This is a genomic window from Arthrobacter sp. ov118, from assembly GCF_900116495.1.
Taxonomy (GTDB): domain Bacteria; phylum Actinomycetota; class Actinomycetes; order Actinomycetales; family Micrococcaceae; genus Arthrobacter.
On sequence record NZ_FPAY01000006.1, the window covers coordinates 23,993 to 50,120 of the forward strand.

Annotated in this window: 21 protein-coding genes; 17 read left to right on the forward strand and 4 right to left on the reverse strand. The window is 66.4% G+C overall.

The genetic code is table 11. The features are described 5' to 3' along the window. Positions 1-85: 85 nt before the first annotated feature. From BM372_RS12375 to BM372_RS12385, 3 genes are all read left to right on the forward strand, one after another. A complete protein-coding gene (locus BM372_RS12375; protein ID WP_090955662.1) occupies positions 86-793 on the forward strand; it encodes a FadR/GntR family transcriptional regulator in 708 nt (235 codons plus the stop codon). Positions 794-976: 183 nt separating this feature from the next. Continuing rightward, positions 977-2,350 carry an MFS transporter gene (locus BM372_RS12380; RefSeq protein WP_371261736.1) on the forward strand — a complete coding sequence of 458 codons (1,374 nt, stop codon included), beginning with the start codon at positions 977-979 and terminating at the stop codon, positions 2,348-2,350. Between the two features lie 27 nt (positions 2,351-2,377). Continuing rightward, complete coding sequence (locus tag BM372_RS12385) at positions 2,378-3,154, forward strand: SDR family NAD(P)-dependent oxidoreductase (RefSeq protein ID WP_090955664.1); 777 nt, start codon at positions 2,378-2,380, stop codon at positions 3,152-3,154. Positions 3,155-3,245: 91 nt separating this feature from the next. Here the strand turns inward: BM372_RS12385 and BM372_RS12390 are convergent, their stop codons facing one another. Further along, positions 3,246-4,196, reverse strand: a complete 951-nt coding sequence (locus BM372_RS12390) for a matrixin family metalloprotease (RefSeq protein WP_256214226.1) — start codon at positions 4,194-4,196, stop codon at positions 3,246-3,248. Then, positions 4,196-5,341, reverse strand: coding sequence for a VIT1/CCC1 transporter family protein (locus BM372_RS12395; protein WP_090955666.1), 1,146 nt, complete (start codon positions 5,339-5,341; stop codon positions 4,196-4,198). The genes BM372_RS12390 and BM372_RS12395 overlap by 1 nt, the downstream gene beginning before the upstream one ends. Before the next feature lie 261 nt (positions 5,342-5,602). On the opposite strand from BM372_RS12395, the gene BM372_RS12400 reads away from it, so the two are divergent. After that, positions 5,603-5,836, forward strand: coding sequence for a hypothetical protein (locus BM372_RS12400; RefSeq protein ID WP_090955668.1), 234 nt, complete (start codon positions 5,603-5,605; stop codon positions 5,834-5,836). A 137-nt stretch (positions 5,837-5,973) separates the two neighbouring features. Here the strand turns inward: BM372_RS12400 and BM372_RS12405 are convergent, their stop codons facing one another. Beyond that, on the reverse strand, positions 5,974-7,497 hold the full coding sequence (locus BM372_RS12405; protein ID WP_090955670.1) for a sodium:solute symporter family protein: 1,524 nt from the start codon (positions 7,495-7,497) through the stop codon (positions 5,974-5,976). A gap of 279 nt (positions 7,498-7,776) precedes the next feature. On the opposite strand from BM372_RS12405, the gene BM372_RS12410 reads away from it, so the two are divergent. Further along, a complete protein-coding gene (locus BM372_RS12410; protein WP_090955672.1) occupies positions 7,777-8,352 on the forward strand; it encodes a helix-turn-helix domain-containing protein in 576 nt (191 codons plus the stop codon). Positions 8,353-8,506: 154 nt separating this feature from the next. Here the strand turns inward: BM372_RS12410 and BM372_RS12415 are convergent, their stop codons facing one another. After that, positions 8,507-9,334: a type IV toxin-antitoxin system AbiEi family antitoxin domain-containing protein gene (locus BM372_RS12415; protein WP_090955674.1), complete on the reverse strand. Its 828-nt coding sequence runs from the start codon at positions 9,332-9,334 to the stop codon at positions 8,507-8,509. Between the two features lie 448 nt (positions 9,335-9,782). On the opposite strand from BM372_RS12415, the gene BM372_RS12420 reads away from it, so the two are divergent. From BM372_RS12420 to BM372_RS12475, 12 genes are all read left to right on the forward strand, one after another. Then, positions 9,783-11,240 carry an ammonium transporter gene (locus tag BM372_RS12420; protein ID WP_090955676.1) on the forward strand — a complete coding sequence of 486 codons (1,458 nt, stop codon included), beginning with the start codon at positions 9,783-9,785 and terminating at the stop codon, positions 11,238-11,240. A gap of 38 nt (positions 11,241-11,278) precedes the next feature. Further along, positions 11,279-11,620, forward strand: a complete 342-nt coding sequence (locus BM372_RS12425; RefSeq protein ID WP_090955678.1) for a P-II family nitrogen regulator — start codon at positions 11,279-11,281, stop codon at positions 11,618-11,620. An 87-nt stretch (positions 11,621-11,707) separates the two neighbouring features. Then, on the forward strand, positions 11,708-12,787 hold the full coding sequence (gene speB / locus BM372_RS12430) for an agmatinase (RefSeq protein WP_090955680.1): 1,080 nt from the start codon (positions 11,708-11,710) through the stop codon (positions 12,785-12,787). Then, positions 12,784-14,448, forward strand: a complete 1,665-nt coding sequence (locus BM372_RS12435) for a thiamine pyrophosphate-binding protein (RefSeq protein WP_090955681.1) — start codon at positions 12,784-12,786, stop codon at positions 14,446-14,448. The genes speB and BM372_RS12435 overlap by 4 nt, the downstream gene beginning before the upstream one ends. A gap of 243 nt (positions 14,449-14,691) precedes the next feature. Continuing rightward, the gene (locus tag BM372_RS12440) at positions 14,692-15,177 is read left to right on the forward strand and encodes a MarR family winged helix-turn-helix transcriptional regulator (protein WP_090955683.1); all 486 of its coding nucleotides are present in this window, start codon (positions 14,692-14,694) and stop codon (positions 15,175-15,177) included. Between the two features lie 118 nt (positions 15,178-15,295). Next, on the forward strand, positions 15,296-17,374 hold the full coding sequence (locus tag BM372_RS12445) for an MDR family MFS transporter (protein ID WP_090955685.1): 2,079 nt from the start codon (positions 15,296-15,298) through the stop codon (positions 17,372-17,374). A gap of 348 nt (positions 17,375-17,722) precedes the next feature. Next, a complete protein-coding gene (locus BM372_RS12450) occupies positions 17,723-19,456 on the forward strand; it encodes an ABC transporter ATP-binding protein (protein ID WP_090955687.1) in 1,734 nt (577 codons plus the stop codon). 143 nt (positions 19,457-19,599) lie between these two features. Then, positions 19,600-21,540: an ABC transporter ATP-binding protein gene (locus tag BM372_RS12455; RefSeq protein WP_177236004.1), complete on the forward strand. Its 1,941-nt coding sequence runs from the start codon at positions 19,600-19,602 to the stop codon at positions 21,538-21,540. Positions 21,541-21,611: 71 nt separating this feature from the next. Beyond that, a complete protein-coding gene (locus BM372_RS12460; protein WP_090955691.1) occupies positions 21,612-22,046 on the forward strand; it encodes an acyl-CoA thioesterase in 435 nt (144 codons plus the stop codon). An 80-nt stretch (positions 22,047-22,126) separates the two neighbouring features. Continuing rightward, the gene (locus tag BM372_RS12465) at positions 22,127-22,426 is read left to right on the forward strand and encodes a hypothetical protein (RefSeq protein ID WP_371261737.1); all 300 of its coding nucleotides are present in this window, start codon (positions 22,127-22,129) and stop codon (positions 22,424-22,426) included. Between the two features lie 92 nt (positions 22,427-22,518). Then, positions 22,519-24,747, forward strand: coding sequence for an McrB family protein (locus BM372_RS12470; protein WP_090955693.1), 2,229 nt, complete (start codon positions 22,519-22,521; stop codon positions 24,745-24,747). Further along, positions 24,671-26,122, forward strand: a complete 1,452-nt coding sequence (locus tag BM372_RS12475) for an McrC family protein (RefSeq protein ID WP_256214227.1) — start codon at positions 24,671-24,673, stop codon at positions 26,120-26,122. Before BM372_RS12470 ends, BM372_RS12475 begins: the two co-directional genes overlap by 77 nt. The last annotated feature ends 6 nt before the right edge of the window (positions 26,123-26,128 follow it).

Consider the following 26,128-nt stretch of genomic DNA (forward strand, 5'->3'; position numbering starts at 1 on the left):
AACATAATCCGCGGACGGGGATTGCCAGATGGGGACTTCGGTAATGTGGAGGGAGCACGAGGAACGATTGAAGGTGGGAACTGGGATGGGCCGCAGGACACTGGTCGACGAGCTTGTCGACGGCCTGCTGACCGAGATCCTGGAGGGAAAGCTCCAGCCCCACAGTGCGATTCCGCCGGAAGCCGACGTCGCCAAGGCCTACGGGGTCAGCAGGCTGACGGTGCGTGAAGCCCTCAAGGCGCTCCGAGCGCAGAATATCCTCTATGTGACTGCGGGGAGGGGAACGTTCGTCAATCCCACGGACAACTGGACGGGCCTGGACGCGATCTTCAAGGCGGCCTCGCACGGCAATGCCGCCGAGCAGGTGGCAGTGGGACTGATCGAGATGCGGCGCATGGTGGAGACCGGGGCGGCCGCGCTGGCCGCCACCCGCTATACCCCGGAGCATGCCGAGCGGATGCGCGAGTCCATCGCGGATATGAAGCGCTTCCACGAGTCCGGCGACCTGGACGCCTTCGTAGGGGCGGACATAGGCTTCCACGACGCCGTCCTGAGGGCCTCCGGCAACCCCTTCGTTCGCGCCCTCTTCGCCCAGTTGGGCCAGCTGCTGTACATGACGCGACGGGAAACATCGGCCGTCGCAGAGATCCAGAAGCACGCCATCGACTACCACCAGCGGGTCATGGACAGCATCCTCAGCGGCGACGCCGAGCGCTCGCGGCGGGCCATGGATGAGCACATGGACCAGACCAACGCGGACTACGATCGCTACGTCCGCGGCGCCAAGTCCTGACCCGCCCGCGGACCTTGACGTAACCCCAATCACATCCTAGACTCGTGGCTAGTTCCTGAGTCAGATGTCTGACATCTGACTCAACATAAGTCCTGCATCACCCGCCATCAAGCCGGGCAGGACGTCCCTCAATCCACAACTTCCTCCCCGCGCTGCTGCGGGCAGGAATTTCACGTTAGGTCGATGATGACTTCATTAACCCCACAGTTCAGTGATCTCGGCGAACTGGGCGACCGCACGCTGCGGAAGGTCCGCCGCCGTGTCATGCCCCTGATTGTCCTGCTTTACTTCGTGGCCTACCTGGACCGCAACAACGTCGGCTTCGCCAAGCTCACTATGAGCGAGGACATCGGCCTGAACGCTGCCGCCTATGGTCTTGGCGCCGGTATCTTCTTCCTCGGTTACGCCCTCCTGGAAGTTCCCAGCAACGCCGGCATGTACAAGTTCGGCGCCCGCAAATGGCTGGCCCGGATCCTCATTACGTGGGGCATCTTCGCCACCGCCATGTGCTTGGTGAACGGCGAAACCACCTACTACATCATCCGCTTCCTGCTGGGCGCGGCCGAGGCCGGATTCTTCCCGGCCATCCTGTTCTACCTGACGCTCTGGTTCCCCGCTGCCCAGCGCGTCACGGTGCTCGGCATCTTCATCCTCGCCCAGCCGGTGTCCAACGCCCTTGGCGCTCCGGTCTCCGGCCTGCTCCTGCAGATGGACGGCATCATGGGCCTCCAAGGTTGGCAGTGGCTGTATATCATCGAAGGCATCCCGGCGATCCTCCTGGGCCTGCTCACCCCCCTCCTCATGACCGACCGTCCGCGGGATGCCAAGTGGCTTAGCCCGGACGAGCGCGAATGGCTTGCTTCCACTATGGACAAGGAACTGGCCGTAAAGTCCAGTACCGGCAAGCACAACTTCCTGGCCGGCCTGAAGGACAAGCGCACGCTGACCTACTCGGCCCTCTATTTCGGACTTGTCTGCGGCATCTATGGACTGGGCCTGTGGATGCCCACCATTGTCTCCGCCATGGGCAAGTTCTCTACGGCCCAGGTCGGCTTCATCGTTGCCATCCCCTACACAATTGCTGCGGTCTTCGTTTACTTCTGGAGCAAGCGCGCGGACCGGACCGGCAAGCGTGCCTGGCACACGGCCGTCAGCATGGTACTGGCCGGGATGGGCCTGCTGGCCGCAGGTTACCTGCTGCCCGTCAACCCCGTCCTCGCGATGATCGGCCTTACGGCGTCGGCCATGGGTATCTATGGCGCGATCGCACCGTTCCTGTCCATGCCCTCTGCCGCACTGACTGGGGCGGCCGCCGCAGCAGGTTTGGCACTGATCAACTCCCTCGGCAACTTGGGCGGTTTCGTTGCCCCGTACGCCGTCGGACTCCTGAACGACGCCACGGGCAATAACCAGAGCGGCCTGCTGTTCCTGTCTGCCTGCCTGTGCATCACCGCGGTGGCAACATACCTCTACGCACGCAAACGCCCCGAAGGTGATGCGGCGCTGGATCCCGCGGTTGCCGCCGCGGCCGCCGTCGACACGGCCAAAATCCCCTGATCCCGAAACCCCGAAGGAACCTTTCCAATGACATCGATTACCCCGTTCCCCACTGAACGCACCGTGGTCCTCACCGGTGCAGCATCGGCCCGCGGCATCGGCCGCGCCGCCGCCGACCGGCTGGCCAGCGAGGGCTGGTCCATCGCCATCCTGGATATCAACGCCGAGGACGCCAAGGCCGCTGCCGCCGAGATCGGCTCCAACCGCGCGGTCAAGGCCCTTGGGGTGGGCGCCGATGTGTCTGACGCGGCGTCCGTTGACCGGGCCATCACCGAAATCGAGGACGCACTGCCCCCGATCGTCGCACTGGCCAACCTGGCCGGCATCAGTTCCCCGACGACGTTCATGGAAACAACGGTGGAGGAGTGGGACAAGGTGTTCGCGATCAACATGCGCGGAACGTTCATCGTCTCCCAGCGGGTCCTCAAGGGCATGATCGAGCGCAAGCTTGGCCGGATCGTGAGCATCTCATCCATCTCGGCCCAGCGCGGCGGCGGCACCTACTCCAAGGTCGCCTACAGCGCCTCCAAGGCCGGGATCATCGGCTTCACCCGTGCACTGGCCCGCGAGGTGGGCGAATTCGGGGTCACCGTCAACGCCATTGCCCCCGGCCCCATCGACACGGACATCATGGGTGGCACGCTGAGCGAGGAGCGCAAGGCGCAGATGTCCGAGGGCATCATGATGGGACGCGTCGGCACCCGCGAGGAAGTGGCAGCCCTGATCGCCTTCCTGCTTGGCCAGGACTCGGGTTACATCACCGCGGCCACGTACGACATCAACGGCGGCCTCCAGGTCTCCTGACCCGTCCGCTCCCCCCGTTGCGCTATCATTTTTGGCCCTTAAAACCCCGAAATAGCAGCCAAAAGTGATAGCGCAACGGGGGAGGGAAGCGTCAGAGGTCCTTGCGGCACTCGGCGCGGCCGAGCTCGTACAGCCCGTTCAGGTCACCGTCATTAAAACCGTCGGGCGTTTCAATCTCCGGGTACATCAGCTGGGTGGGATCATCGACATGCTCCAGGCCCATCACATGGCCCAGTTCGTGCAGGATCACGGCCGTGGCATAGCCCGCGCCCTGGGGCCGGTCCAAGTCTTCCGCAATTTGCGGGGCGTCCAGTTCCAGGCTGCCGGTGACGAAACTCTTGGGACCATCCCCAAAACTGAAGTGCGTGCTGCCGCCGGTGCCAATCACCGGGCCCTTCAGTTGCGGGGCCTGGTCGGGCGTTGTCCAGGCGATCAGCAATGGCGCCCACCGGTCCCCGTAGACGTCCTTCTGGTACGGGGCCCGAGTGGGTGAGGGGGCCTCGCTGGTGGGCCCGTCATAGATGAAAGTGATCCCGGTATCCTCCGAGATCGTCCGGATGGAGTCTTCCACGAGCCGTTCGGCACCCTCCGGCGCCAGGGCCGCGTTGACCACGTAGTGCAGCGGCCGGCAGGGCGAGTAGCCCACCGGACTCCCGTCGGGGTTGGTCGCCAGGAACTTGTAGGAGGCGCTGGCCACCTCCGGCTTGCGCGGCGTGCCGAGGGGATGGTCCTGTTCCTCGTGCCCGGGCGGGGGAGTGTCCCGGGCATCCGCGGCCACGGCGGGCTGACCCGACTCCCGGCCGGTTCGCGGTTCCGCCTGCGGATCGGTGGGCTGGCTCTGCGCTGTGTGGCCGGCAGTGTCGCCCGTTCCGCGGCTGACCTCGAAGAGGCCCGTGAAACGCGGATCGCCGTAGAGCATTCCGGCCGCAAGGAAGGCCACAACGGCAATCACGGCAGCGGCGCCAAGGTTCCGGACAACCCGCAGGGCCGTGGCGGGCCGGCTGTGCCGCCGCCCGCGGTCCCGGAATTGGGGACCTTCCACTAGCTGACCACGGCGCCAAAGACCATGCCCAGCAGGTACGTGACGCCGGCGGCTCCCATGCCGATGGCCAACTGGCGAAGACCCCGGGTAGTGGGGGAGGTGCCGGAGAGCAGGCCCACAACGCTGCCGGTGAGCAGCAGGGCGAGTCCAACCAGGGCCCCGGACACCACGAGCGCCGCAAGTCCCGTCATGCCCAACAGGAACGGGATGATGGGCACGATCGCGCCCGAGGCGAAGAAGCAGAAGCTCGACGCCGCTGCGCCCCACGCCGTGCCGACAGCCTCGTGCTGGTCCGCGGATTCCGGCAGTTCCGGCTGCAAGGACAGGCTGGGATCGCAGTCGCAGTCCAGCAGGCCCATACGCTCCGCGACGCGGTGTTCGGCTGCCTCGCGGGACATGCCACGGGCCAGGTACACGAGCAGCAGTTCGTTGTGTTCAATGTCCAGCAGTGGCGCCGCTGCCAATGTGATCTGGGTGGGCCGGGTCGCGGCGAGGAGTTCGCGCTGGGACCGAACGGAAATGAACTCGCCGGCACCCATTGACAGCGCACCGGCCAGCAGCCCGGCGATGCCGCTCAGGAGCACCACCTGGCTTCCAACGCCGGAGGCCGCCATGCCCATGACGAGGGAAAGGTTGCTCACCAGCCCGTCGTTGGCGCCAAAGACAGCGGCCCGGAACGTTCCCGCCAGCCGGTTTCGGCCCCGGGTGGCCAGCCCGCGGACCACTTCTTCATGGATCTGCTCGTCGGCGACCATGGCGGGGGTGGCGGATGGTTCGCTGGCGTACGGGGAGCGGCTCTCCGCCCGCTGTGCCAGGGCCAGGACGAAGACCGAGCCGAAGTGGCGGGCCAGGAACCCCAGGAACCGGCTTCGGAAGGACGCATGCCGGTCCTTGCCCGCGTGCTCGCCCAGTAATTTGAGCCAGTGCGCCTCGTGGCGTCCCTCCGCCTCGGCCAGGGCGAGCAGGATGGCACGCTCTTCGCCGCTGCGGTTTTGCGCTAGGTCGCGGTAGACGGCCGCTTCGGCCCGTTCATCTGCCAGGTACTGGCGCCAGCGCTTGATGTCCGTGGCGTTGGGTACTGCCGAGGCGGGTGCTGGAGGGTGCTGCTGAGAGCCGTTGTGGTCGGATTCGGTGTGCTGAGACACGAAAAAACTCCTGGTTTTGGTCGGGCGTGGTCCGGCCCCATTGCGACTCCAGACTACCCGGTATTTCCGCGCATTTTCGGCCGGTTGTCCTCAGCGAAGAGTTTAGGGAAACCGTAACCGGCGGGTCCCAGCGCGCCGTCCGCGGCGGTGGGCGGCGCCGGTTGGAAACCCTTGACCGGCCGGGCTCGCGGTGTTCGAATGAAATCCAGGGCGGGCTCCCCGGAGCCCTTGCCGCCACCGATGCCAGACGGAGGTTGCACCATGGACAGCACCGGATCAGGTCCCCAGCCGACCCGGGATTCACTCGAGTCCGATCCCGCGTACGACTACGCAGAGGACGCGCCCGTGAGCGATGTCCCCGAAACCGAGGAGGACGAGATTCTCGAGGAGGCCGACCGGCTGGTTCCGTTGGACAAGACGGACTTCCTGGACGACGAGAAGCCGGTCGTGGCTCTGGAGGGGGAGGAATTCCTCGAGCCTGAGGAAAACGAGTGACGTCGAACAGGAGTCAGTCGAACAGGAGTTAAAGGTCGACGGCGGCACCCCGGAAGGGGAGCGCCGCCGTCGACCTTTAACTTTTGTTGACCCTTCTTCAGGCCCGGGGTGTGCCGGGGACCTGAACGGGCAGGACCCTAGTGAGTCAGGGCGGGGGCCTGTTCGCCCTCCGTGGCGCTGCCGGCAACACGGCGCTGCCAGTTCTTCATGACCGCGGGATCCGTTCGCGGAGTCAGGAGCGACACTGCGACATAGGCGATCGCAGAGGCGATGAGGCCGTAGTAGATCGGCTCGTTGGCGTAGATGCCGTCCAGCGGCACTTCGGCGTTGACTTCCAGGATGATCATGGTGCCGAGCGTGATGACGGAGCCGACGGCCATGGACGCTGCGGCGGCAAGGCCGGTGCCGCGCTTCCATACCAGGCCGCCGAGGATGGCCACGAGCAAGCCGCCGACGAGGATGTCATAGGCAATGGTCAGGGCGGCGACGACGTCCTTGGTGATGATGGCGATCACGATCGCCACGACGCCGAGGCCAAGGACCCACATCCGGTTCGCCTTGACGTCGTGTTCCGGGTTGTCGGTGTCGTCGGTGTTGACCGTCTTGCCGAACCAGCCGGCGACGAACGGGAGCACATCGGCGCGGGCCACGGTGGCGGCAGCGATGAGGGCGCCGGAGGCGGTGGACATCATGGCCGCAACGGCCGCGGCGAGGACGAGGCCGCCGATTCCGATGGGCAGCAGATGGGTGGCGACCTCAGCGTAGACGACGTCCTTACCGAGGGCCTTGACATCGATCTGCGGCAGGGCAACGCGGGCGCCGAGCCCGATCAGGGCACCCGCAGCACCGTAGAGGATGCAGTAGATACCCGCCGTAGCGCCACCCCAGCGGGCAACGGTCGGGGTCCTGGCGGTGAAGACGCGCTGCCAGATGTCCTGGCCGATCAGCAGGCCCAGGGTGTAGACCACAAAGTACGTGATGATCGTCTGGGCGCCGATGCCGTCGATCTGGAAGAAGGTGGCGTCCACACGGCTGCGGATCCCGTCCAGGCCGCCGGCGGCGTTGAGCGTGAACGGCAGCATCAGCACGAAGATGCCGACCGTCTTGATCACGAACTGGACCTGGTCGGCCAGGGTGATGGACCACATGCCGCCGATCGTCGAGTAGATCAGCACGATGGCCCCGCCGATGGCGATCGCGAGGGCGCGGTCCCAGCCGAAGAGCACCACGAAGATGGTGGCGTAGGCGCCCGTGGAGGTGGCGCAGAGCATCAGGGTGTAGGCGAGCATGACGATGCCGGAGGCCTGCGTGGCCTTGCTGCCATAGCGCAGGGTCAGCATCTGGGAGACGGTGTAGATCTTCAGTTTTTGGATGGTGCCGGCGAAGAGCAGGCTCAGCAGCAGCACGCCCGCCCCGATTGCCACCACGAGCCACATGCCGGAGATGCCGAACTTGTAACCGAGGCCTACGCCGCCGACGGTGGAGGCGCCGCCAAGCACGACGGCTGCCATGGTGCCGGTGTAGAGGAACGGGCCGAGCCGCCGGCCTGCGACGAGGAAGTCGCTGTTGTTCTTGGTGCGGGACTTGCCCCACCAGCCGAATGCCAGCATGGCGGCCAGATACACCACCACGATGGCGATGTTGATGAAGCTTGCTTCCATTGAGGGCTCCTTGGAGCTGATTGGCAGTGTGCGGGGCCTTGCCGGGCCGCGATGATGTGCTCGGCAAGCCAGCTGCTGCGGAACGTGGTCGGCGGAGGGTGCCGGTGGGAGCCTCCTGTATTGCCTCATAGGCAACTTCTGTTGCCAAACAGTAGGCTGTGATCCGGGTAACAGTCAAGGCGCAGTGCCTGCCGCCGCCGCATCCGCGTCACGAAGCGCCCGTCCCGCTAGGATTGCTCCAATGATGGGGCCAAGCGGCCGGCCGTGAAAGGTTCCTATATGAAGGCTCTACCGGTAGAACCGAGCAACGTCCCTGTAGCCATCGGTTCTAGGATCCGCGCCGCCCGGCAGTCCCAGCGGCTCACCATTGAACAGGTCGCCGACGCCACCGGGCTTACCAAGGGATTCCTCAGCCGAGTGGAACGGGATCTCACCTCGCCGTCGGTCGCCTCCCTGGTGACGCTGTGCCAGGTCCTGTCCATTTCGATCGGCGACCTCTTCGCCGCACCCGAAACCCACCTGACCAAACAGAACGAGGGTCCACGGATCTCCCTCGGCGGCGAGGGGATCGTGGAGCGGCTGCTGACTGCGCGCTCGGAGCGTCGCGTCCAGATCATCCAGGCGGTCATCGAGCCGCGTGGGCGTGGCGAGTCCGAACTCTACGCCGTGGACTGCGACGTCGACGTCCTGCATGTGGTCAAAGGCAACATTCGGCTAATCCTTACCAACGAAGAATTCGAACTCAGTACCGGGGATACCGTGACGTTCCCCGGGCGGGAACCGCACACGTGGGTCAACCCCACGGATGACGCCGTCGAGGTGCTGTGGGTGCTGGTGCCGGCCGCCAGCCGCTAGCCTCCCCGCGGGACCGGCCGCCTGCCTTCCGCCGCCAGGCTGCCTGGATTGCGGTCCTCCCCGGTTGCTAAGCCGACGAGGGCTGCGGGCCGGCGCCCAGTCCCAGGATCCAGCGCGCGATCCGGGTGCGCCCCGAAGCAACTGGGCAGGAACGTCACGGAACGCTGCGCGGTGTCCGGCTCAGCACGGCCCGAATTTCAGCGATGACACGCTCCGATTCAAACCAGATATGCTCCGGCATGTACCTCAGCACGGCAAATCCGTTGACCGTGGAGGCGTTGTTGCGGCCCAGATCCCGGCGCATGGCCTCGCGGTTGGAATGGAATGCGAAGCCGTCCACTTCCACGATGAGGAATCCCTCAATCAGGAAGTCCACCCGGCCGATTCCCGGGAGCTGGACTTGGGTGTCGAAGCCGATTCCGTTTGCGTTGAAGAGATGCTGGGCATCGACCTCCACGATTGACTCGGCGCGTAAATCCAACTGCCGCAGGGCCCGGAGTACCGGACCCGACCGGTCTCCGGTGAGCTGGGCCTTCAGCAATTCGAGGGGAATTCCGTGCAACCGCATGGCCGATGTCGCCAGGGCTGTTGATGCCGGCGGCCTCAAACACGACAGGGCATGCAGCGTAACGTCCTCGACCGCGGCCACCGGCAGCTGGGCAGGACCATCGAACCTGCTGGTCCGGTGTCTGATGAAGCCAGTTCCGTGGCCGTGGTTGCAGGCCAAATGATGCTGGGCCGGAATTTCTCTAAGCCATAGGCCGTAGTGCTCGGCCGCACTGGCGCAGGTGACGCGGGCATTGTGCCGGATGGCCGCGGCGAGCTCCGGCTGGCACTTGGGGAGCATGAACACTCCTCGCCTGGGTTGCCGCGCTCCCGCCCTCGTCAGCCCGGTGATGTCCGTCCGGGAGTATCCAGCGGCCAAAAGCTGGCCGGTCCGGGCGATTCCGCCGAGTTGTGCAAGGTAGTTGATGGGGTCCATGTCGTCAGTCCATAGGGTCGGCCTGGACCGCGGAAGGCGCCAATGCGGCTATGTGGGCATTGGGTTGTGCTGGCAACTCGGCTGTTTGGGCATCCATCGCGCCGCCCGGCTGCGCTCCTTCCCGGTTGCCGGCCGCGGGGACGGCTCCGCGGCCGGCAAAACGCTGAATCCCGGGCAGGGCCTGGGGCGGGCTTGGGAGCAACGGGGGAGGAGCGTCGGCCGCCCCGCTTACGGCCACAGTGAGATGTATGTCACATCCCGGAAACCTGCCGGAAATGGCGATTTAATCCCCGGGACCGTCCCGTAACGTGCCCGCAAGATAAGGAGCGCCTTCCGGAAACACGCTGTGGGTAGCGTTCCCTGCGGGGGGACGTGCAGCAGTCCCAAAACTCATGGTTTCGCCGATCCGGCGCCCTCGGAGCGCCGGCCCTCGAGGAAGGCTCCCGCAATGAAGTTCTCTGTGCTTGCAGTAGGAATGGATGTAGATCCCCAGGCTCTCGACCCCGGGTCGACGGCGTGGATGCTCACAGCGTCCGCCCTGGTCCTCCTGATGACCCCCGGCTTGGCGTTCTTCTACGGCGGGCTTGTCAGAATGAAATCGGTCCTGAACATCATGATGATGAGTTTCGGTGCCATGGGCGTGGTGGCCGTCGTCTGGGCCCTCTGGGGCTACGGCCTGGCCTTCGGGCCGGACACGTGGGGCGGCTTCGTCGGGGATCCCTTCACCAACTTCGGCCTCAGCGGACTGACCAGCAGCATCGGTTCCAAGGCGCCCGGGCTGCCCGACATGGTGTTCATCGGCTTCCAGGCCACCTTCGCCATCATCACCGTTGCGCTGATCAGCGGAGCGGTCGCCGAACGCGTCAGGTTCGGACCCTGGCTCCTCTTTGCCGCCCTCTGGGTCACGCTCGTCTACGCTCCCATCGCACACTGGGTCTGGGGCGGCGGCATCTTTGGGCCCACCGGGATCATCGGCAGCAAGATCGCGGCCCTCGACTTCGCCGGCGGCACGGTGGTCCACATGAACGCCGGCATTGCCGGGCTCATGCTGGCAGTGGTGCTCGGCAAGCGGCTCGGCTTCATGAAGGACCCCAACATCCGGCCGCACAACCTGCCGTTCGTCATGCTTGGCGCGGGCCTGCTCTGGTTCGGCTGGTTCGGTTTCAACGCCGGCTCGGAGCTCGCGGCCGATGCCACTGCCGCCCTGGCCTGGACCAACACGCTGCTGGCCACCAGCGCCGCCCTGCTGGGCTGGCTGTTCGTGGAGCGGCTGCGCGACGGGCATGCCACCTCGCTCGGCGCCGCCTCCGGAGCCGTCGCCGGACTCGTGGCCGTCACGCCGGCCTGCGGGTTCATCGACCCGGTCGGGGCAATCCTGATCGGCACGATCGCGGGTGCCGTCTGCGCGCTCGCCGTCGGGCTGAAGTTCAAGATCGGGCTGGATGACTCGCTCGACGTCGTGGCGGTGCACTTCGTCGGCGGCCTGTGGGGGACCCTTGCCCTGGGGTTCTTCGCCCTTCCCTCCGCGAAAACAGGCGGCGGATTGTTCTATGGCGGCGGTCTGGCGCAGTTCTGGCCGCAGGTCCTCACGGCGTTGATCGTCACGGCCTGGAGTGCGGTGATGACCACCCTGATTGGCTTCGCAATCCACAAGACCATTGGCATGCGGGTGTCCGAGGCCGACGAACTCTCCGGTATTGACGTCACCGAGCACGCCGAAACGGCGTACGAACTCCTGATGGTCGGCGGCAGCTTCCACCCCGGCGATCCGCACGCCGTGTCTGCTGCCGCCACGTCACACGCCCCGGCGGAGGCGAGTGCCGAGGGCCAGCACAAGGCAGAAGTCGGGGCCGAGGCCCACGCCGAAGCTGACAACGCGGCAGTCCGCGGCACGGTGTCGAGATAACGGTATCGAGATAACGGTGTCGAGATGAGGGTGTCGACATGAAGCTCGTGACGGCGATCGTGCGGCCGGACCGGGTCGGTTCGGTCAGCGCGGCCCTGGAGCGGGCTGGCATCAACGGCCTGACGGTGAGCCAGGCCAGCGGCTTCGGCCGGCAGCGGGGCCACACCGAGGTGTACCGGGGCGCAGAATACAGCTCCGACCTGATGCCCAAGGCGCGGTTGGAAGTGCTGGTTAATGAGGACGCCCTGGCGGTCGTACTGGCCGCTATCGAAGAGGGCGGCCGTACGGGCCATTTCGGGGACGGCAAGATCTGGATCATCGAGGTCGTCGACGCCGTTCGCGTCCGTACGGGGGAGCGGGGCGCCGCAGCCATCGCGTGATTGGTAAACAAATGATGCGCAACGCGAAACTTCGAGTGTATGATGACAGTCACAACCGTCGGTCAATTCTCGAAGGAGAGGCTTCTTTTGGAAGAGCTGCGCATCGAGGCCAATGGCAACCTTGGTCCCATCGATTCATCCCGCATCCCGCGCTACGCCGGGGCTGCCACCTACGCCCGCCTGCCGCGGCTGGACCAGGTGGCCAAAGCCGACGTCACGGTGGTCGGCGTGCCCTTCGACTCGGGCGTCTCCTACCGTCCCGGCGCCCGGTTCGGGGCCAACCATGTCCGCGAGGCCAGCCGGCTCCTGCGGCCATACAACCCGGCCTGGGACGTCAGCCCCTTCGAGACCATCCAGGTAGCCGACGCCGGGGACATGGCCGTCAACCCGTTCAACATCAACGAGGCCATCGAGACCATCCAGCAGAACGCCCTGGACCTCACGGCCTCCGGCAGCAAGCTGCTGACCCTCGGCGGGGACCACACCATCGCCCTGCCGCTGCTGCGCGCCGCCGCCGAGCGGGCCGGCGAACCCGTTGCCATGCTGCACTTCGACGCGCACCTGGACACCTGGGACACCTACTTCGGCGCCGAATACACGCACGGAACACCGTTCCGCCGAGCCGTCGAAGAAGGCATCCTGGACACCGAGGCCATCAGCCACATTGGCACCCGGGGCCCGCTCTACGGAAAGAAGGACCTCGACGACGACCACCGCTTCGGCTTCGGCATCGTCACCTCCGCGGACGTTTATTACCAGGGCGTCCTGGAGACGGTGGCCAAGGTCCGGGACCGGATCGGCAACCGCCCGCTCTACATCTCGGTCGACATCGACGTCCTCGACCCCGCGCACGCCCCCGGCACCGGCACGCCGGAAGCTGGCGGCATCACCAGCCGCGAACTGCTCGAAATCATCCGCGGCTTCCGGGGCATGAACCTGGTGGGGGCCGACGTCGTCGAGGTCGCCCCCGCGTACGACCACGCCGAGATCACCGGTGTGGCCGCAAGCCATGTCGCCTACGAACTCGTGACCCTCATGGCAGACCGCGCCGTCGAAGGCGACCGCTTCGGCGCCGCGAACGGCTACGCCGCCCAGGCCCTGGGCCAGGAATCCCGCCGCCCGGCCGGTTTCGGCTCCCCTGTGGCTTCGCCGGTGGCCTCGCGGTGACCGGCGTGCGCAACGGCGGGGACCTCGTCGTCGAAACCCTGGAGGCGCTGGGCGCGAAGACGGTCTTTGGTATCCCGGGCCAGCACGCCCTGGGCCTGTTCGATGCCATGGGCCGCGGGAACCTGCACTTTGTCTCGTCCCGGGTGGAGAACAACTCGGCCTTCGCCGCGGACGGGTATTCCCGGGCCACCGGCGAGGTCGGGGTGCTGTTCCTGTCCACCGGCCCGGGCGCGCTGACGTCCCTGGCCGGGCTGCAGGAGGCCTACGCCACGGGCGTGCCCATGGTGGTGGTGGCGAGCCAGATCCCGCTGGAGGGTCTCGGCGCCCGGCGCAAGGGAATGCTGCACCAGCTCGATGACCAGAAGGCCTCGGCCGCGAACGTCACCAAATCCCAGCGGCTGATCCAGCACGCCTCCGGCATCCCCTCGGCGATCCAGGACGCGTGGACCGAGGCGATCTCCTCGCCGCAGGGCCCGGTATGGCTGGAAATCCCGCAGAACGTGCTGCTGGACCCGATCATGGTGCCCCCGGTGGAGGATGCCCTGGCCGAGGCCGCGGACAACCCGCCCCGCGTGGAGCTGGTCCGGGAGGCGGTGCAATGGCTCTCGACGGCGGAACGTCCCGCCATCATCGCCGGCGGCGGCACCCGCCGCGGCCGGGCCGAGAAGTCCCTGCTCTCGATCGCGGAGAAGCTGCGCGCCCCGGTGATCTGCACGCCCGGCGGCAACGGTGCGTTCCCCTGGAACCATGAGCTCTCGCTGCAGTCCTGGGTCGAGGACCAGCACATGACCGAGCTTCTGCAGGACGCCGACGTCCTGATCGTCATCGGCTCCTCCCTGGGCGAGGTGACGTCCAACTACTTCACCTTTGAACCGCGCGGCCGGATCATCCAGATCGACGCCGAACCCCGCGTCCTGGAGTCCAACCGCCCCGGCCTGGGAATCCGGGCCGACGCCGGCCAGGCCCTCGCCGCCCTCGACGCCGCCCTGACCGAACCCCACGGCGAACGCGCCGACTGGCACGGCACCTCTCCGGAAACGCTGGTCAAGGACACCCTGGCCAAGGTCAAGGCACGCCTCGAAGCCCAGGACCTCGGCAAGGAACTGAAGTTCATGGCCGACATCCGCGAAGCCGTTCCCGCGGGCATGCAGACGTTCTGGGACATGACGATCTCGGCCTACTGGGCGTGGAGCTGCTGGGACTCCCGCGACGGCCAGTTCCACTCCGCGCAGGGCGCCGGCGGGCTGGGCTTCGGCTTCCCTGCGGCGATCGGCGGCGCCGTGGGGCTCGAAACCACCGGCACCTCCGGCGGTTCGGCCCGCGTGCTGGCCGTCTCCGGGGACGGCTCGGCCATGTACTCCATCTCCGAACTTGCCACCGCGAAGCAGCACAACGTCCCGGTCACCTGGCTGATCGTGGACGACGGCGGCTACGGCATCTTGCGTGAATATATGGTCGGCGCCTTCGGCAAGGCTACCGCCACCGAGCTTTCCCGGCCGGACTTTGTCCAGCTCGCCAAGGCCTTTGGCGTTCCCGCCGTCCGGGTGGCCCCCGAGGACGTCGGGGACGCCCTCAAGGCGGGCTTCGCCGCCGACGGACCCAACGTCGTCGTCGTCGAAACCCTGCTCAAGATGTTCGGCCCCACCCACCTGGCCACGTAGACGGGCTCAGCACCTCAAATTCCTCAGTACCGCAATTTCTCAACACCGCAGTTCCTCAACACCGCAGTTCCAGCGCGGGTCTGCTGCCTCTGCCCCTCATCTCGGGGCGGAGGCGGCAGGCCCGCGCCGGGCGTTTAACGCCCTGTTGTCCGCCCAGTCATGTGCCCAAAAAAGGGTTAGTTTCCCGAAGTAACCATTTTGGTATATAGTTGCCTTGGGCAAACAAAAGAGGGGTGTCCAATAATGTCAGTCGAATCCACTGCGGCAGCCAAGCTCGTCTATCAGATCTTCGATCTCCAGCGTGCCGTGCGCTGCGTTGCCACCGCCAGCCTGCGCGGGCAGGAGACTGGTGTGGCGCTGCAGGGCGTTTTGCGCTTCGTCGGAGAAGGCGAATCGCGGGCCACGCACCTTGCGGAGCGCCTCGGCGTCAGCGCTCCGGTCCTCAGCCGGCACATCGCCGAACTCGAGGAACACGGGTATGTGGTCCGCCGGCCGGACCCCGAGGACGGCCGCGCGCAACTTATCGCGCTGTCCGCCGCCGGCGCCCAGAAGCTGCGCGTTATCGAAGACCAGCGCACCGCCACCCTTCAGGGCCTGCTGCAGGACTGGAGCGAGGACGACGTCGAACTGACGGCGCGCACCTTACAAAAACTTGCTGAGTCCCTGAGGGCCTCAGCCCGGGCAACGACGGCCGGACCCACGAATACGACCGAAATTGTTGAGGAGTAGATATATGGCTAGCCACGCTGCCGCTACGGGGCCGGACACTGCGCCGCTAAGCACCGCGCCGTTAAACACCGCCCCGGGAGAGCCCCGCGCAACCCAGCCCGCCGCAGAACCTGCGGCCATGACCCACCGCCAGATCCTGGAAGCACTCACCGGGCTGCTGGCGGCGTTTTTTACCGCCATCCTGAGCAGCACGATCGTTGCCAATGCGCTGCCCACCATCATGTCCGAGCTCAAGGGCACCCAGACGGACTTCGCCTGGGTGATCACAGCCGCGCTTCTGGCCAATGCTGCCACCACTCCGATCTGGGGCAAGTTGGCGGACCTCTTTGACAAGAAGGTCCTCGTCCAGCTGAGCATCGTGATCTTCGTGGCCGGCTCGGTCATGGCCGGGCTGTCCGAGACCATCCCGCTGCTGCTGACCGCCCGTGTCATCCAGGGCATCGCCATGGGCGGGCTCACCGCCCTAGCCCAGGCCATCATCGGTTCGATGATCCCGCCGCGCGACCGCGGAAAATACTCCGGCTACATGGGCGGCGTCATGGCCGTGGGCACCGCCGGCGGCCCGCTGCTGGGCGGCTTCATCGTCGACAGCCCGCTGGGCTGGCGCTGGACCTTCTTCGTCTGCGTGCCGCTCGCCGTCGTCGCCCTCATCCTGCTGCAGATCACCCTGAAGATCCCGCACGTCAAGCGCCCTGCCAAGATCGACTGGCTCGGCTCCATCCTGTTGACCTCCGGCGTCAGCCTGCTGCTCATCTGGGTCTCTTTCGCCGGCAACCCCGACTACTACGACTGGTGGTCATGGCAGTCGGTCGTCATGGTGGGCGGCGGCGTCGTGCTCCTTGGCCTGCTGGTGCTCGTCGAATCCCGGGTGGCGCAGCCCATCATCCCGCTCAAGATCATCTCGGAGCGGACCACCGCCCTTGCGATCCTCGCCTCGGTGGCCGTCGGCGTCGGCATGTTCGGCTCCTCGACCTTCCTTGGCCAGTACTTCCAGGTGGCACGCGGTGCCACCCCCACGGAAGCCGGCCTGCTGACGCTGCCCATGATCGCGGGCAACCTGATCGGTTCCGTGGTCTCGGGCACGCTCATCAGCCGCACCGGCAAGTGGAAGCGGTACCTGATTGCCGGGGCCGTCCTGCTGATCGGCGGCCTCGGCCTGGCCGGCAGCATGGACCACACCACCGATCTGTTTCTGACCGGCATCTATACGGCCATCCTCGGCATCGGCCTGGGCCTGCTCATGCAAAACCTCGTCCTCGCCGTGCAGAATACGGTCCAGGCCAAGGACATCGGCACGGCCAGCGCCTCGGTCGCCTTCTTCCGGTCCGTCGGCGGAGCCATCGGCGTCTCGGTTCTCGGCGCCGTACTGGGCAACCGGGTCAAGGAACTCGCCGTGGAGGGGCTCGCTGCCGCCGGAATCCAGGTCCCGGCGGGATCCTCGGGGGCCAGCATGGACCTCAAGGACATGCCGGCACCGATCCGCGACATCATGCGGGCCGCCTACGGTGACGCGATTGCGGAGGTCTTTCTGATCTCGGCGATCATCGGCCTCGTGGCACTAGTGGCCATCCTGTTCATCAAGGAACGCCCGCTGCGCCGCACGGTCGATATCCGGCCGGAGGCTTCCCAGCAGGCAGGGGAAGCCGGCGCCGATGCCGCCGTGGCAGCAGCCGGAGGTGCCGCACCGACAGCGTTGGGTAATACCGGGAACGACGCCGGCAGCGTCGCCTCGTCCGGAACCGGAACCGGAACCGACGTCGGGGACCTGGACCGGGAGTTCATCGAGGTGCTCAGCCGGGAGCGCGCCCAGTCCCGCTTCCCCGACGCTGCCCGCCAGGAAGCCGGCCTGACTTCTGATCCGGCTTCCCGCCCGGGGGAGTCCGGCGCGGATCGTGCAGAGAGGGAAGGCGCCCGTCAGCGGGTCCGGACCCTGATGGCCGATGACCGGCCCGAGGCCGTCGACGTCGTGCCCGTGCTGCTGCAGACCCAGCGGCTGCTGGCCGAGCAGCAGCTCCACCTGGCCGAAGCCCTGCGCGCCGTATCCGAACAGGCGGCAGAGCAGCGTGCGATTGCCGCAGAGCAGGCCCGTGTTGCGGAGGAGCTGACGGTTCTGCGCCGGCACCTGGCCAAGCAGCGCAAGATGCAGCGGGCGGCTGCCGACTACATCGCCACGCACGGCCGCCACCGGGGCGAGTAGAGCACCGTCCGCACCCCGCCCCGGCTTTGAGTGCCTGTCCAGGTCCCCTGCAAGGTCCCGCTGCCACCCGAGAGGGCGGCAGCGGGACCTGTGCCTGCCAGTGGGCCCGGTGGGCCCCACCCAGGCCGCTCCGGGGGAGCAGGCGGGCACCAAGTACACCGTTTGGATGATATTCAGCGTCCCGTGTTCCACCCGGGCGGGGGATTTCGTACAGTTGGATGGCTAAAGCTGTCGGCCCCACGGGCTAGTCTTCAATCAGCTCTTCAAACGCACTCTTTCCAACGCACTGTTTTTCTTCAACGCACCTTGTCCGGTCTTCGTGTCCGGCCCTCTTAAGGACTCGTGGGCATGCTCGTCACCCTTATGCGGCGCTATTCCAAGCCGTATCTGTCATACATCGCGGCTGTGGTCATCTTCCAGCTGGCGTCCACCATCGCCGCTCTGTACCTCCCCAGCCTCAATGCCCAGATCATCGACGAGGGCGTTTCCCGCGGTGACACCGACTACATCTGGCGCACGGGCGGGATCATGCTCGGCGTCGCCCTGATCCAGGTGGTCACCGCGATCGCCGGGGTCTACTTCGGCTCGAAGGCCTCGATGGCGTTCGGCCGCGACCTGCGCCGCGGCGTCTTCCGCAAGGTCAGCAGCTTCTCGGCCCGGGATGTCAACCTCTTCGGCGCCCCCACCCTGATCACCCGTGGCACCAACGACGTGCAGCAGGTCCAGATGCTCATGCTGATGACGCTGAACTTCATGGTGGCCACGCCCATCATGTGCATCGGCGGCATCTTCATGGCCCTGCGCGAGGACCTCAACCTGTCCTGGCTCGTTTGGGTCTCGGTGCCGCTGCTGGTGGTCGTGGTGGGGTACCTGGTGGTCCGCCTCATGCCGCTCTTCCGTTCCATGCAGGAGAAAATCGACCGCCTCAACGGCGTCCTCCGCGAGCAGATCATCGGCATCCGCGTGGTCCGGGCCTTCGTGCGCGAACCGCACGAGGCCGAGCGCTTCGGCGCAGCCAACAAGGACCTCACCGACGTCTCGCTGAAGATCGGCTCCTTGTTCGTGCTGATGTTCCCCGCCATCGGCATGATCCTGCACATCTCCACCGCCGCCGTACTGTGGTTTGGCGGCCAGCGCGTCGACGCCGGCGAAATGCAGGTGGGCTCCCTGACGGCCTTCCTGCAGTATCTTCTGCAGATCCTCATGGCCGTCATGATGGGCACGTTCATGGCCATGATGATTCCCCGCGCGTCCGTCTGCGCCGACCGCATCGGCGAAGTGCTCGACGTCGAACCTTCCCTCCACGAACCGCTCACCCCGGTGGCGCCGGCCGCGAAAGCCGGTCGCGTGGAATTCCGGAACGTGACTTTCGCCTACCCCGGCGCCGAAGCTCCCGTACTGAGCAACATCAGCTTCACTGCCGAGCCCGGCCAGACCGTCGCGATCATCGGCTCCACCGGCGCCGGCAAGTCGAGCCTGCTGGCCCTGCTGCCGCGCCTCTACGACGCCGAAGCAGGCGAGGTCCTGCTCGACGGCGTCCCCGTCACAGCACTGGACCGGGCCGAGATCACCGAGCGGGTGGCCATGGTGCCGCAACGGCCCTACCTGTTCTCCGGAACCATCGAGCACAACCTGCGCTTCGGCAAGCCCGAGGCCACGGACGAGGACCTGTGGGAGGCCCTGACCGTCGCCCAGGCAGCCGACTTCGTGCGCGAGAAGAAGGGCGGCCTCGCTTCGCGGATCGCCCAGGGCGGTACTAACGTCTCCGGCGGCCAGCGGCAGCGGCTATGCATCGCCCGCGCCCTCGTCACCAAACCCAAGGTCTTCCTGTTCGACGACTCGTTCTCCGCACTGGACGTCGCCACCGACGCCAGGCTCCGCCGGGCACTCAAGGCCAAAACGGCCGACGCCACGGTGATCATTGTCGGCCAGCGCGTGTCCACCATCGCCGACGCCGACCAGATCCTCGTGCTGGACAACGGCAGGATCGTGGACCGCGGAACCCATGAGGAACTGCTGGAAAGCTCCAGCACGTACCAGGAAATCGTCGAATCCCAGCTGAGCGCAGAGGCAGTGGCATGAGCACCAACGAGAAACTCTCCACCGCGCCTGATACGGCAAGTGACATAGAACCGGACACCGCAGCCGGTGGCCCTGCTGCAGCCCTCGTCACGGACGAGGACTTCGTCGAGGAGGAGTACACGCCCGGCGAAGCCGACGGCGGCATGTTCGGTGCGGTGCCGGCCAAGAAGGCACAGCACTTCTGGCCCTCGGCCAAACGGCTCATGGGGCTGCTGAAACCTGAACGCGCCGGCATCACCGCGGTCCTGGCGATGGTGACCGTCGCGGTGGTCCTGAACGTCATCGCACCCCGCATCCTGGGTCAGGCGATGGACGTGATTTTCGCCGGAGTGGTCGGCAAGCAGCTTCCGGCCGGGGCCACCAAGGACCAGTTCATCGACGGACTGCGTTCCCAGGGCCAGGACAACTTCGCGGACATGCTGGCGAAGATGGATGTGGTCCCCGGCGCCGGCATCGACTTCCAGAAACTCGCCTTCCTCATCAGCGTGGTGCTGGTGATGTACTTCGTCGCCAACATCTTCCTGTGGCTTCAGGGCTATGTCCTGAATGTTCTGGTCATGCGCGTGGTCAGCAACCTGCGCGATGACACCGAGAAGAAACTCAACAAGCTGCCGCTGAACTACTTCGATACCCGCCAGCGCGGCGACACCCTCTCCCGCGTCACCAACGACGTCGACAACATCCAGCAGGCGCTCCAGCAGGCCTTCGCCCAGCTTGTGAACTCGGCGCTGACAGTGCTCGGCATCGTGATCATGATGTTCATCGTGTCCTGGCAGCTGGCCCTCATCGCGCTCATCGCGCTGCCGCTCTCCGGCGTGGCCGCCGGCATCATCGGTGCCCGCAGCCAAAAGCTCTTCGCCGCCCAGTGGAAGAACACCGGCGAGCTCAACGGCCAAATCGAGGAATCCTTCTCCGGCCACGACCTTGTGCGCGTCTTCGGCCGCGACGCCGACATGCTGGCCCGCTTCGACGAGCGGAATGAGGAACTTTACAAGGCCAGCTTCGGCGCCCAGTTCGTCTCGGGCATGATCATGCCGGTCATGCAGTTCGTCTCTTACCTCAGCTACGTGGGAATCGCCGTCGTCGGTGGACTGCGCGTGACCTCGGGCGCGATGAGCCTGGGCGACGCCACGGCGTTCATCCAGTACTCGCGCGAGTTCACCCAGCCGCTGGGGCAGATGGCCGGCATGGCCAACATGCTGCAGTCAGGCGTCGCCTCCGCCGAGCGGGTCTTCGAATTCCTCGACGCCGACGAACAGGACGCCGAGACCGCCACCGAGCACCTCCCCGCAAAGACCGACGGCCACGTCGAGTTCAAGCACGTCACCTTCAGCTACTCCCCGGACAAACCGCTGATCGAGGACCTGTCCTTCACCGCCGAGCCCGGGCACACCGTGGCGATCGTGGGACCGACCGGGGCGGGCAAGACCACCCTGGTCAACCTCGTGATGCGCTTCTACGAACTCAACGCCGGCAGCATCACCTTGGACGGTGTGGACATCACACGGCTGAGCCGGTCAGAGCTGCGTGCCAAGGTCGGCATGGTGCTGCAGGACGCGTGGCTGTTCGGCGGCACCATCTACGAGAACATCCGCTACGGCAAGCTGGACGCCACGGAAGACCAGATCATGGCGGCGGCCAAGGCCACCTTCGTGGACCGCTTCGTCCGCGCGCTACCGGACGGCTACAACACGATCATTGACGAAGAAGGCAACAACGTCAGCGCCGGCGAAAAGCAGCTGATCACCATCGCGCGGGCCTTCGTGGCGGACCCGTCGCTGCTGATCCTGGACGAGGCCACAAGCTCTGTGGATACCCGCACCGAGGCCTTGGTTCAGAAGGCCATGGCCGCGCTCCGCACCGAGCGCACCAGCTTCGTGATCGCGCACCGCCTCTCCACCATCCGGGACGCAGACACCATCCTTGTCATGGAGGCCGGCCGGATCGTCGAGCAGGGCCGGCACACCCAGCTGCTGGCGCTCCAAGGCGCCTACTACCGGCTGTACATGTCCCAGTTCGCCGGGGGGGACGCGGATGCGGCCGTGGCGGATGCCGCGGAGGACGCGACGGCGGTGCACAGCTGAGCGCCCGCGGCCTGTCAGGCGAGTCCCCGTCCGGGGGCCTGGTCGGGGACGTGCTCGAGGTGGAAGTGCCGATGCGCTGGGGTGACATGGACGCGTACGGACACATCAACAACGTCCAGATCGTCCGCATCCTGGAGGAGGCCCGGATCGCGGCGTTCGGACCGCCCCGCGGCGCCGGGCTGCCCGGAACCGAGCCCCCGGTGTCGCTGTTCAACGCGGTTCCGGAGGGGACGCTGGCGCTCGTGGTGGAGCACAAGATCAGGTACGTCCGCACGCTCGAGTACCGGAACGTACCCGCCGTCGTCCAGCTCTGGATCGGGACCGTCAAGGGGGCCAGCTTCGACATCCACTACACGGTGCTGGACCCCGTCACGCGGGAGGACTGCGTCCGCGCCACGAGCCACCTGGCATTCGTGGATGAGGCGACCGGACGGGTGCTGCGGCTGACGCCCGAGCAGAAGGATCGGCTGGCCCCCTATACCCGCCGCCCCCACCCGGTCCCATAGCCTCTACCTCGGTTCCGGCGTCGCTCCTACAATAAACACTCCGGACGTTGTAGGAGCACGCTAAAGGAGCAGTGGTCGCTGTGAACGTAGGGAAGAATGTGCACAAGAACATGGGCCCACACACGCGGAGGGACGTGCACGGAAGGCACCCCCGGAAGAAGTCGTGGAAAGAACTGTCGCCGATGGCGCGGTTCGGAACAGTCACTGCGGGGACGGTCCAGCTGGCGCTGCTCACCGCTGCCCAGCTTGATATCTCGCGCCGGCCGGCCCAGGAAATCCGCGGCAGCAAGGGGCTGTGGCGGCTCGCCACCCTGGTGAACTTCATCGGGCCGGCCAGCTACTTCACCTTCGGCGTGAAGCGTCGGGTTGCCACGAGATAGTCCCCGCCGGCAGCCGGCTCGGTTTCTACTGAACGGTAGTTACGGGGCGGCGTTAAATGCGTACGTTCAGTTTTAGCCTGTAAATTGAACGTATGACCCCAGCCAAAAAGCCTGCCCTGCACCGTGCCCTCGGTATCTCCAAGGAGATTGAAGACGCTGCGTGGTTCGTGCTGGGCCCGGGGTTGCTCGGCAAGGCATCCGCCCTGGACGGCCGGACGAAGACATGGTCCGTCCAGGCTTCCGCGGAGCTGCTGGAACGTCTTGAGCGGGGCGTCGCCGACCCCAAAGCACCGATGATGACCAACCTGCGCCAGAACCTGGAAGGCGCCACGCGCGGGGCGAAACAACTGGCGGTGGAACTGCTCTTCCTGCAGTCCCTGCCGCTGGCCCACGAGGTCAAGTCGCTCAAGGTCAAGCGGGCACGTGTCGCCGAGGCTGCGTCCTGGCTGGAGCCGCCGCTGGAGCTCCCCGACGAGCTCTACGCCGGCATGACGGATCACGGCGTAATCCGGGACCGCACCGCGGAATTCAACTGGACCATCTGGGACCACCTGAAATGGCTCTGCCGCTTTGTCCAGCACGTGGCACAGCGGCCGGCGCACGTCGTCCAGGCCGCGGTCAAGGATCCGCTGGCGTTCCACCGGCTGGTAGCCGGGACCCCGGATGACCAGCCCGCCATCCGCCGCAGCATAGAATTCCTGGTCTGGCCCAGCTACTTCGAACCGGTTGTGGCCGATGTCGAGCGGCAGGAGATCCGCGACGCCTTCGCTTCCCTGGTGGGCGGGGCCAAGGGGGACAGCGACGAGGACATTTCGGCCGACATCCACAGGATCCGCCTGCACCTGGATCAGCAGGCCGGGCAGCGGATCGACTGGTACTCCCGCCAGCTGGTGAGCCAGTGGCGCAAGGTCGGCGACCCCGGCCGCCGCGCCTGGCTCCTGCGCACCCACCACGACAACGCCGAACTGCTGGGGGAGTGGCGGGACGAGGAAGCGGTGACGCTCGACGTCGAACATCTCCGCCTGCTGGACCCCGGCGTCACCGCCGGGCTGGTGCAGAACGCGGTGGACGAGGACTACAAGCACCTCGGCTACGTGGAGCGTGAGGACACCAAGACCGCCGTCTTCGCCTTCCTGACAGTGATGAAGCCCGGCGACCTGGCGCTCTACCAGAGCTCGGGCAAGGTCCGGATCGGCGTGGTCCTGGGCGAACCGGAGCATGCCAAGGACAACCGCCAGCTCCGCCGCAAGGTCCGCTGGTTCGATGAGGAACACGACGTCACCGGACTGCCCCGCCACATACAGCGCCAGCTGACCACCTCCGGCAACATCGTGGACATCACCCGCGTGATCCAGGCGCTCGAGGCGCTCCTGCCCGCCGAAGCGGAAGAGGCGGAAGAGGGCACCGAGCCAGACGCCGCCGTCGAGCCCGTGGAGGAGGGGTTCCGTCCGCTGACGCCGGAGTTCGCCGCGTCGCTGCACATGGACCTGGAACCGCTGCAGGAAATCGCCGAGCTCCTCGAGGAGAACCGGCAGCTGGTGCTCTACGGCCCGCCGGGGACCGGCAAGACGTATCTGGCCAAGCACCTCGCCGCCGAACTCGCCGGTGACACCACGGACGAGCGGGTCAAGCTCGTCCAGTTCCATCCGTCCTACGCCTACGAGGACTTTTTCGAAGGCTTCCGACCGGACAAGACGGACGAGGGCCAGGTGTCCTTCAAGCTCGTCGCCGGTCCGCTGCGCCGGCTCGCTGAGGAGGCGGCGAAACCGGGCAACGAGAGCAAGCCGTACTTCCTGATCATCGATGAGATGAACCGGGCGAACCTCGCCAAGGTGTTTGGCGAGCTGTACTTCCTGCTCGAATACCGCGATGACCGGATCTACCTCCAGTACAGCCCGAACGAGCCGTTCACGCTGCCGGACAACCTCTACATCATTGGCACCATGAACACCGCGGACCGCTCCATCGCGATGATGGACGCCGCCATCCGGCGGCGCTTCTCCTTCATCGAGCTCCATCCGAAGACGGAACCGGTGAAGGGATCGCTGCTGCGGTTCCTGCAGGCCCGTGACCTGGACACGACGCCGGCGCTGCTGCTGGACGCCTTGAACGACGCGATCGACGAATGGGACCGGGACCTCATGATCGGACCCTCCTACTTCATGAAGAAATCCGCCCAGACGCCCAAGGGGCTCCGCCGGATCTGGAAGTACGAACTCATGCCGCTGCTGGAGGAGCATTATCATGGCCAGCTCAACCGCGCCCAGCTCGAAGAACGGTTCGGACTGGAACAACTCCTCGGCCGTCTTGCGCACGCCTAGGCTGCTGCCGGCCGGGAACACCGCAGCCCTGGACGGGGGTTCGACCGGCCGCGCAGGGTCTGAACGGGGTGCAGCGGACGGGGCCGGAGCCGGGCGGGGTCCGTCGGGCGCGGGTGGAGCGGCGGTTGGCCGCGGGGGATCCGCGGCGGCAGCCTGCCGGTACATCGTGCTTGACGAGCTCTCTGCCGGCCTTGTGGAGCGGCTTGATTCGGCCACTGCCGCCTACGTCAACGCCAGCGGCCTGGCGAAGGCCTCGCCGATGGGCATGGGCCTGTACCGGATCGAACCGGTGGGTACCGTGGGATCCGTGCGTACCCCCACGGTGCAGCTGGAGGTGCGGCCGAAGGGCAGGCTCGGGCTGAGCCGGCTCCTGTTCCTGCTCAGCTATGCGGGAGACCCAGGGTTCCGCGACGATGCCGTGGCCGCGGTGGAGCACACCGATCTTTGGAGCGCCCTGGCCGAATCCCTGGCGCAGCTGGCGGATAGAGCCCTGAGCCGCGGGGTGCTGCAGGGGTACCTGATGGTGGAGGAATCACTTCGGACTGTTAAAGGCCGCATCCGCATCTCGGACCAGATCTCCCGCCGGCCCGGAATGCTGGTCCCGCTGGAAGTCTCCTACGACGAATTCACCGAGGACATCGCGGAGAACCGGATTTTGCGCGCCGCCCTGGAACGGATGGCCCAGGTGCCGCGCGTGCGGCCGGAGGTCCTGAGCCGGCTCCGGCAGCTGAAGGGAAAGCTCGACGCCGTGACGCGCCTGAAGTCCGGCGCGCCGCTGCCGCAGTGGCGGCCCAGCCGGATGAATGCCCGTTACCACTCGGCTCTCCGGCTCGCCGAACTGATCCTGCGCAACGCCTCGGCGGAGGCCGGCGACGGCAGGCAGCAGTCGGCGTCGTTCGTCGTGGACATGGCCAAGGTGTTCGAGGACTTCGTCGGGACGGCCCTGCGCGAGGCGATGTCCGCCTACCCCGGCGAGATGCGGCTGCGCTACAACGCGCTGCTCAACGAGGCCGTCCGCGACTCGGACCGGATCGTGGTTCAGCCCGGCGCCGTCCATTTGCTCGGCGGCCGGCCCGTGATGGTGTACGACGCCAAGTACAAGGCCGCGGCCGACGCCGGCGCGTCGCTCTCGGGCGACCACTACCGGATGCTGGCCTACTGCACGTCCTTGCGCGTCCCGACGGCGTGGATCATCTACCCGGGCGCAGGCGAAATCAAGCTGCGCCGGATCCTCAATACCGACATCGACATTGTCGAGTTTCCGCTGGATCTGTCGTTGCCGCCGTCGGAAATTCTGGCCTCTGTGGCGGATCTTGCCCAGCAGTCCTGGGGCGAAGTGCTCCGGCAGGCCAGTATCGATAGGTCAGCCGGTTAGATTGCT

Coding starts and splice junctions, on each gene's coding strand:
- BM372_RS12375 (WP_090955662.1), top strand. CDS start 86: ATGGGCCGCAGGACACTGGTCGACGAGCTTGTCGACGGCCTGCTGACC.
- BM372_RS12380 (WP_371261736.1), top strand. CDS start 977: ATGATGACTTCATTAACCCCACAGTTCAGTGATCTCGGCGAACTGGGC.
- BM372_RS12385 (WP_090955664.1), top strand. CDS start 2,378: ATGACATCGATTACCCCGTTCCCCACTGAACGCACCGTGGTCCTCACC.
- BM372_RS12400 (WP_090955668.1), top strand. CDS start 5,603: ATGGACAGCACCGGATCAGGTCCCCAGCCGACCCGGGATTCACTCGAG.
- BM372_RS12405 (WP_090955670.1), bottom strand. CDS start 7,497: ATGGAAGCAAGCTTCATCAACATCGCCATCGTGGTGGTGTATCTGGCC.
- BM372_RS12410 (WP_090955672.1), top strand. CDS start 7,777: ATGAAGGCTCTACCGGTAGAACCGAGCAACGTCCCTGTAGCCATCGGT.
- BM372_RS12415 (WP_090955674.1), bottom strand. CDS start 9,334: ATGGACCCCATCAACTACCTTGCACAACTCGGCGGAATCGCCCGGACC.
- BM372_RS12420 (WP_090955676.1), top strand. CDS start 9,783: ATGAAGTTCTCTGTGCTTGCAGTAGGAATGGATGTAGATCCCCAGGCT.
- BM372_RS12425 (WP_090955678.1), top strand. CDS start 11,279: ATGAAGCTCGTGACGGCGATCGTGCGGCCGGACCGGGTCGGTTCGGTC.
- BM372_RS12440 (WP_090955683.1), top strand. CDS start 14,692: ATGTCAGTCGAATCCACTGCGGCAGCCAAGCTCGTCTATCAGATCTTC.
- BM372_RS12445 (WP_090955685.1), top strand. CDS start 15,296: ATGACCCACCGCCAGATCCTGGAAGCACTCACCGGGCTGCTGGCGGCG.
- BM372_RS12450 (WP_090955687.1), top strand. CDS start 17,723: ATGCTCGTCACCCTTATGCGGCGCTATTCCAAGCCGTATCTGTCATAC.
- BM372_RS12455 (WP_177236004.1), top strand. CDS start 19,600: ATGTTCGGTGCGGTGCCGGCCAAGAAGGCACAGCACTTCTGGCCCTCG.
- BM372_RS12460 (WP_090955691.1), top strand. CDS start 21,612: ATGCGCTGGGGTGACATGGACGCGTACGGACACATCAACAACGTCCAG.
- BM372_RS12470 (WP_090955693.1), top strand. CDS start 22,519: ATGACCCCAGCCAAAAAGCCTGCCCTGCACCGTGCCCTCGGTATCTCC.
- BM372_RS12475 (WP_256214227.1), top strand. CDS start 24,671: ATGGCCAGCTCAACCGCGCCCAGCTCGAAGAACGGTTCGGACTGGAAC.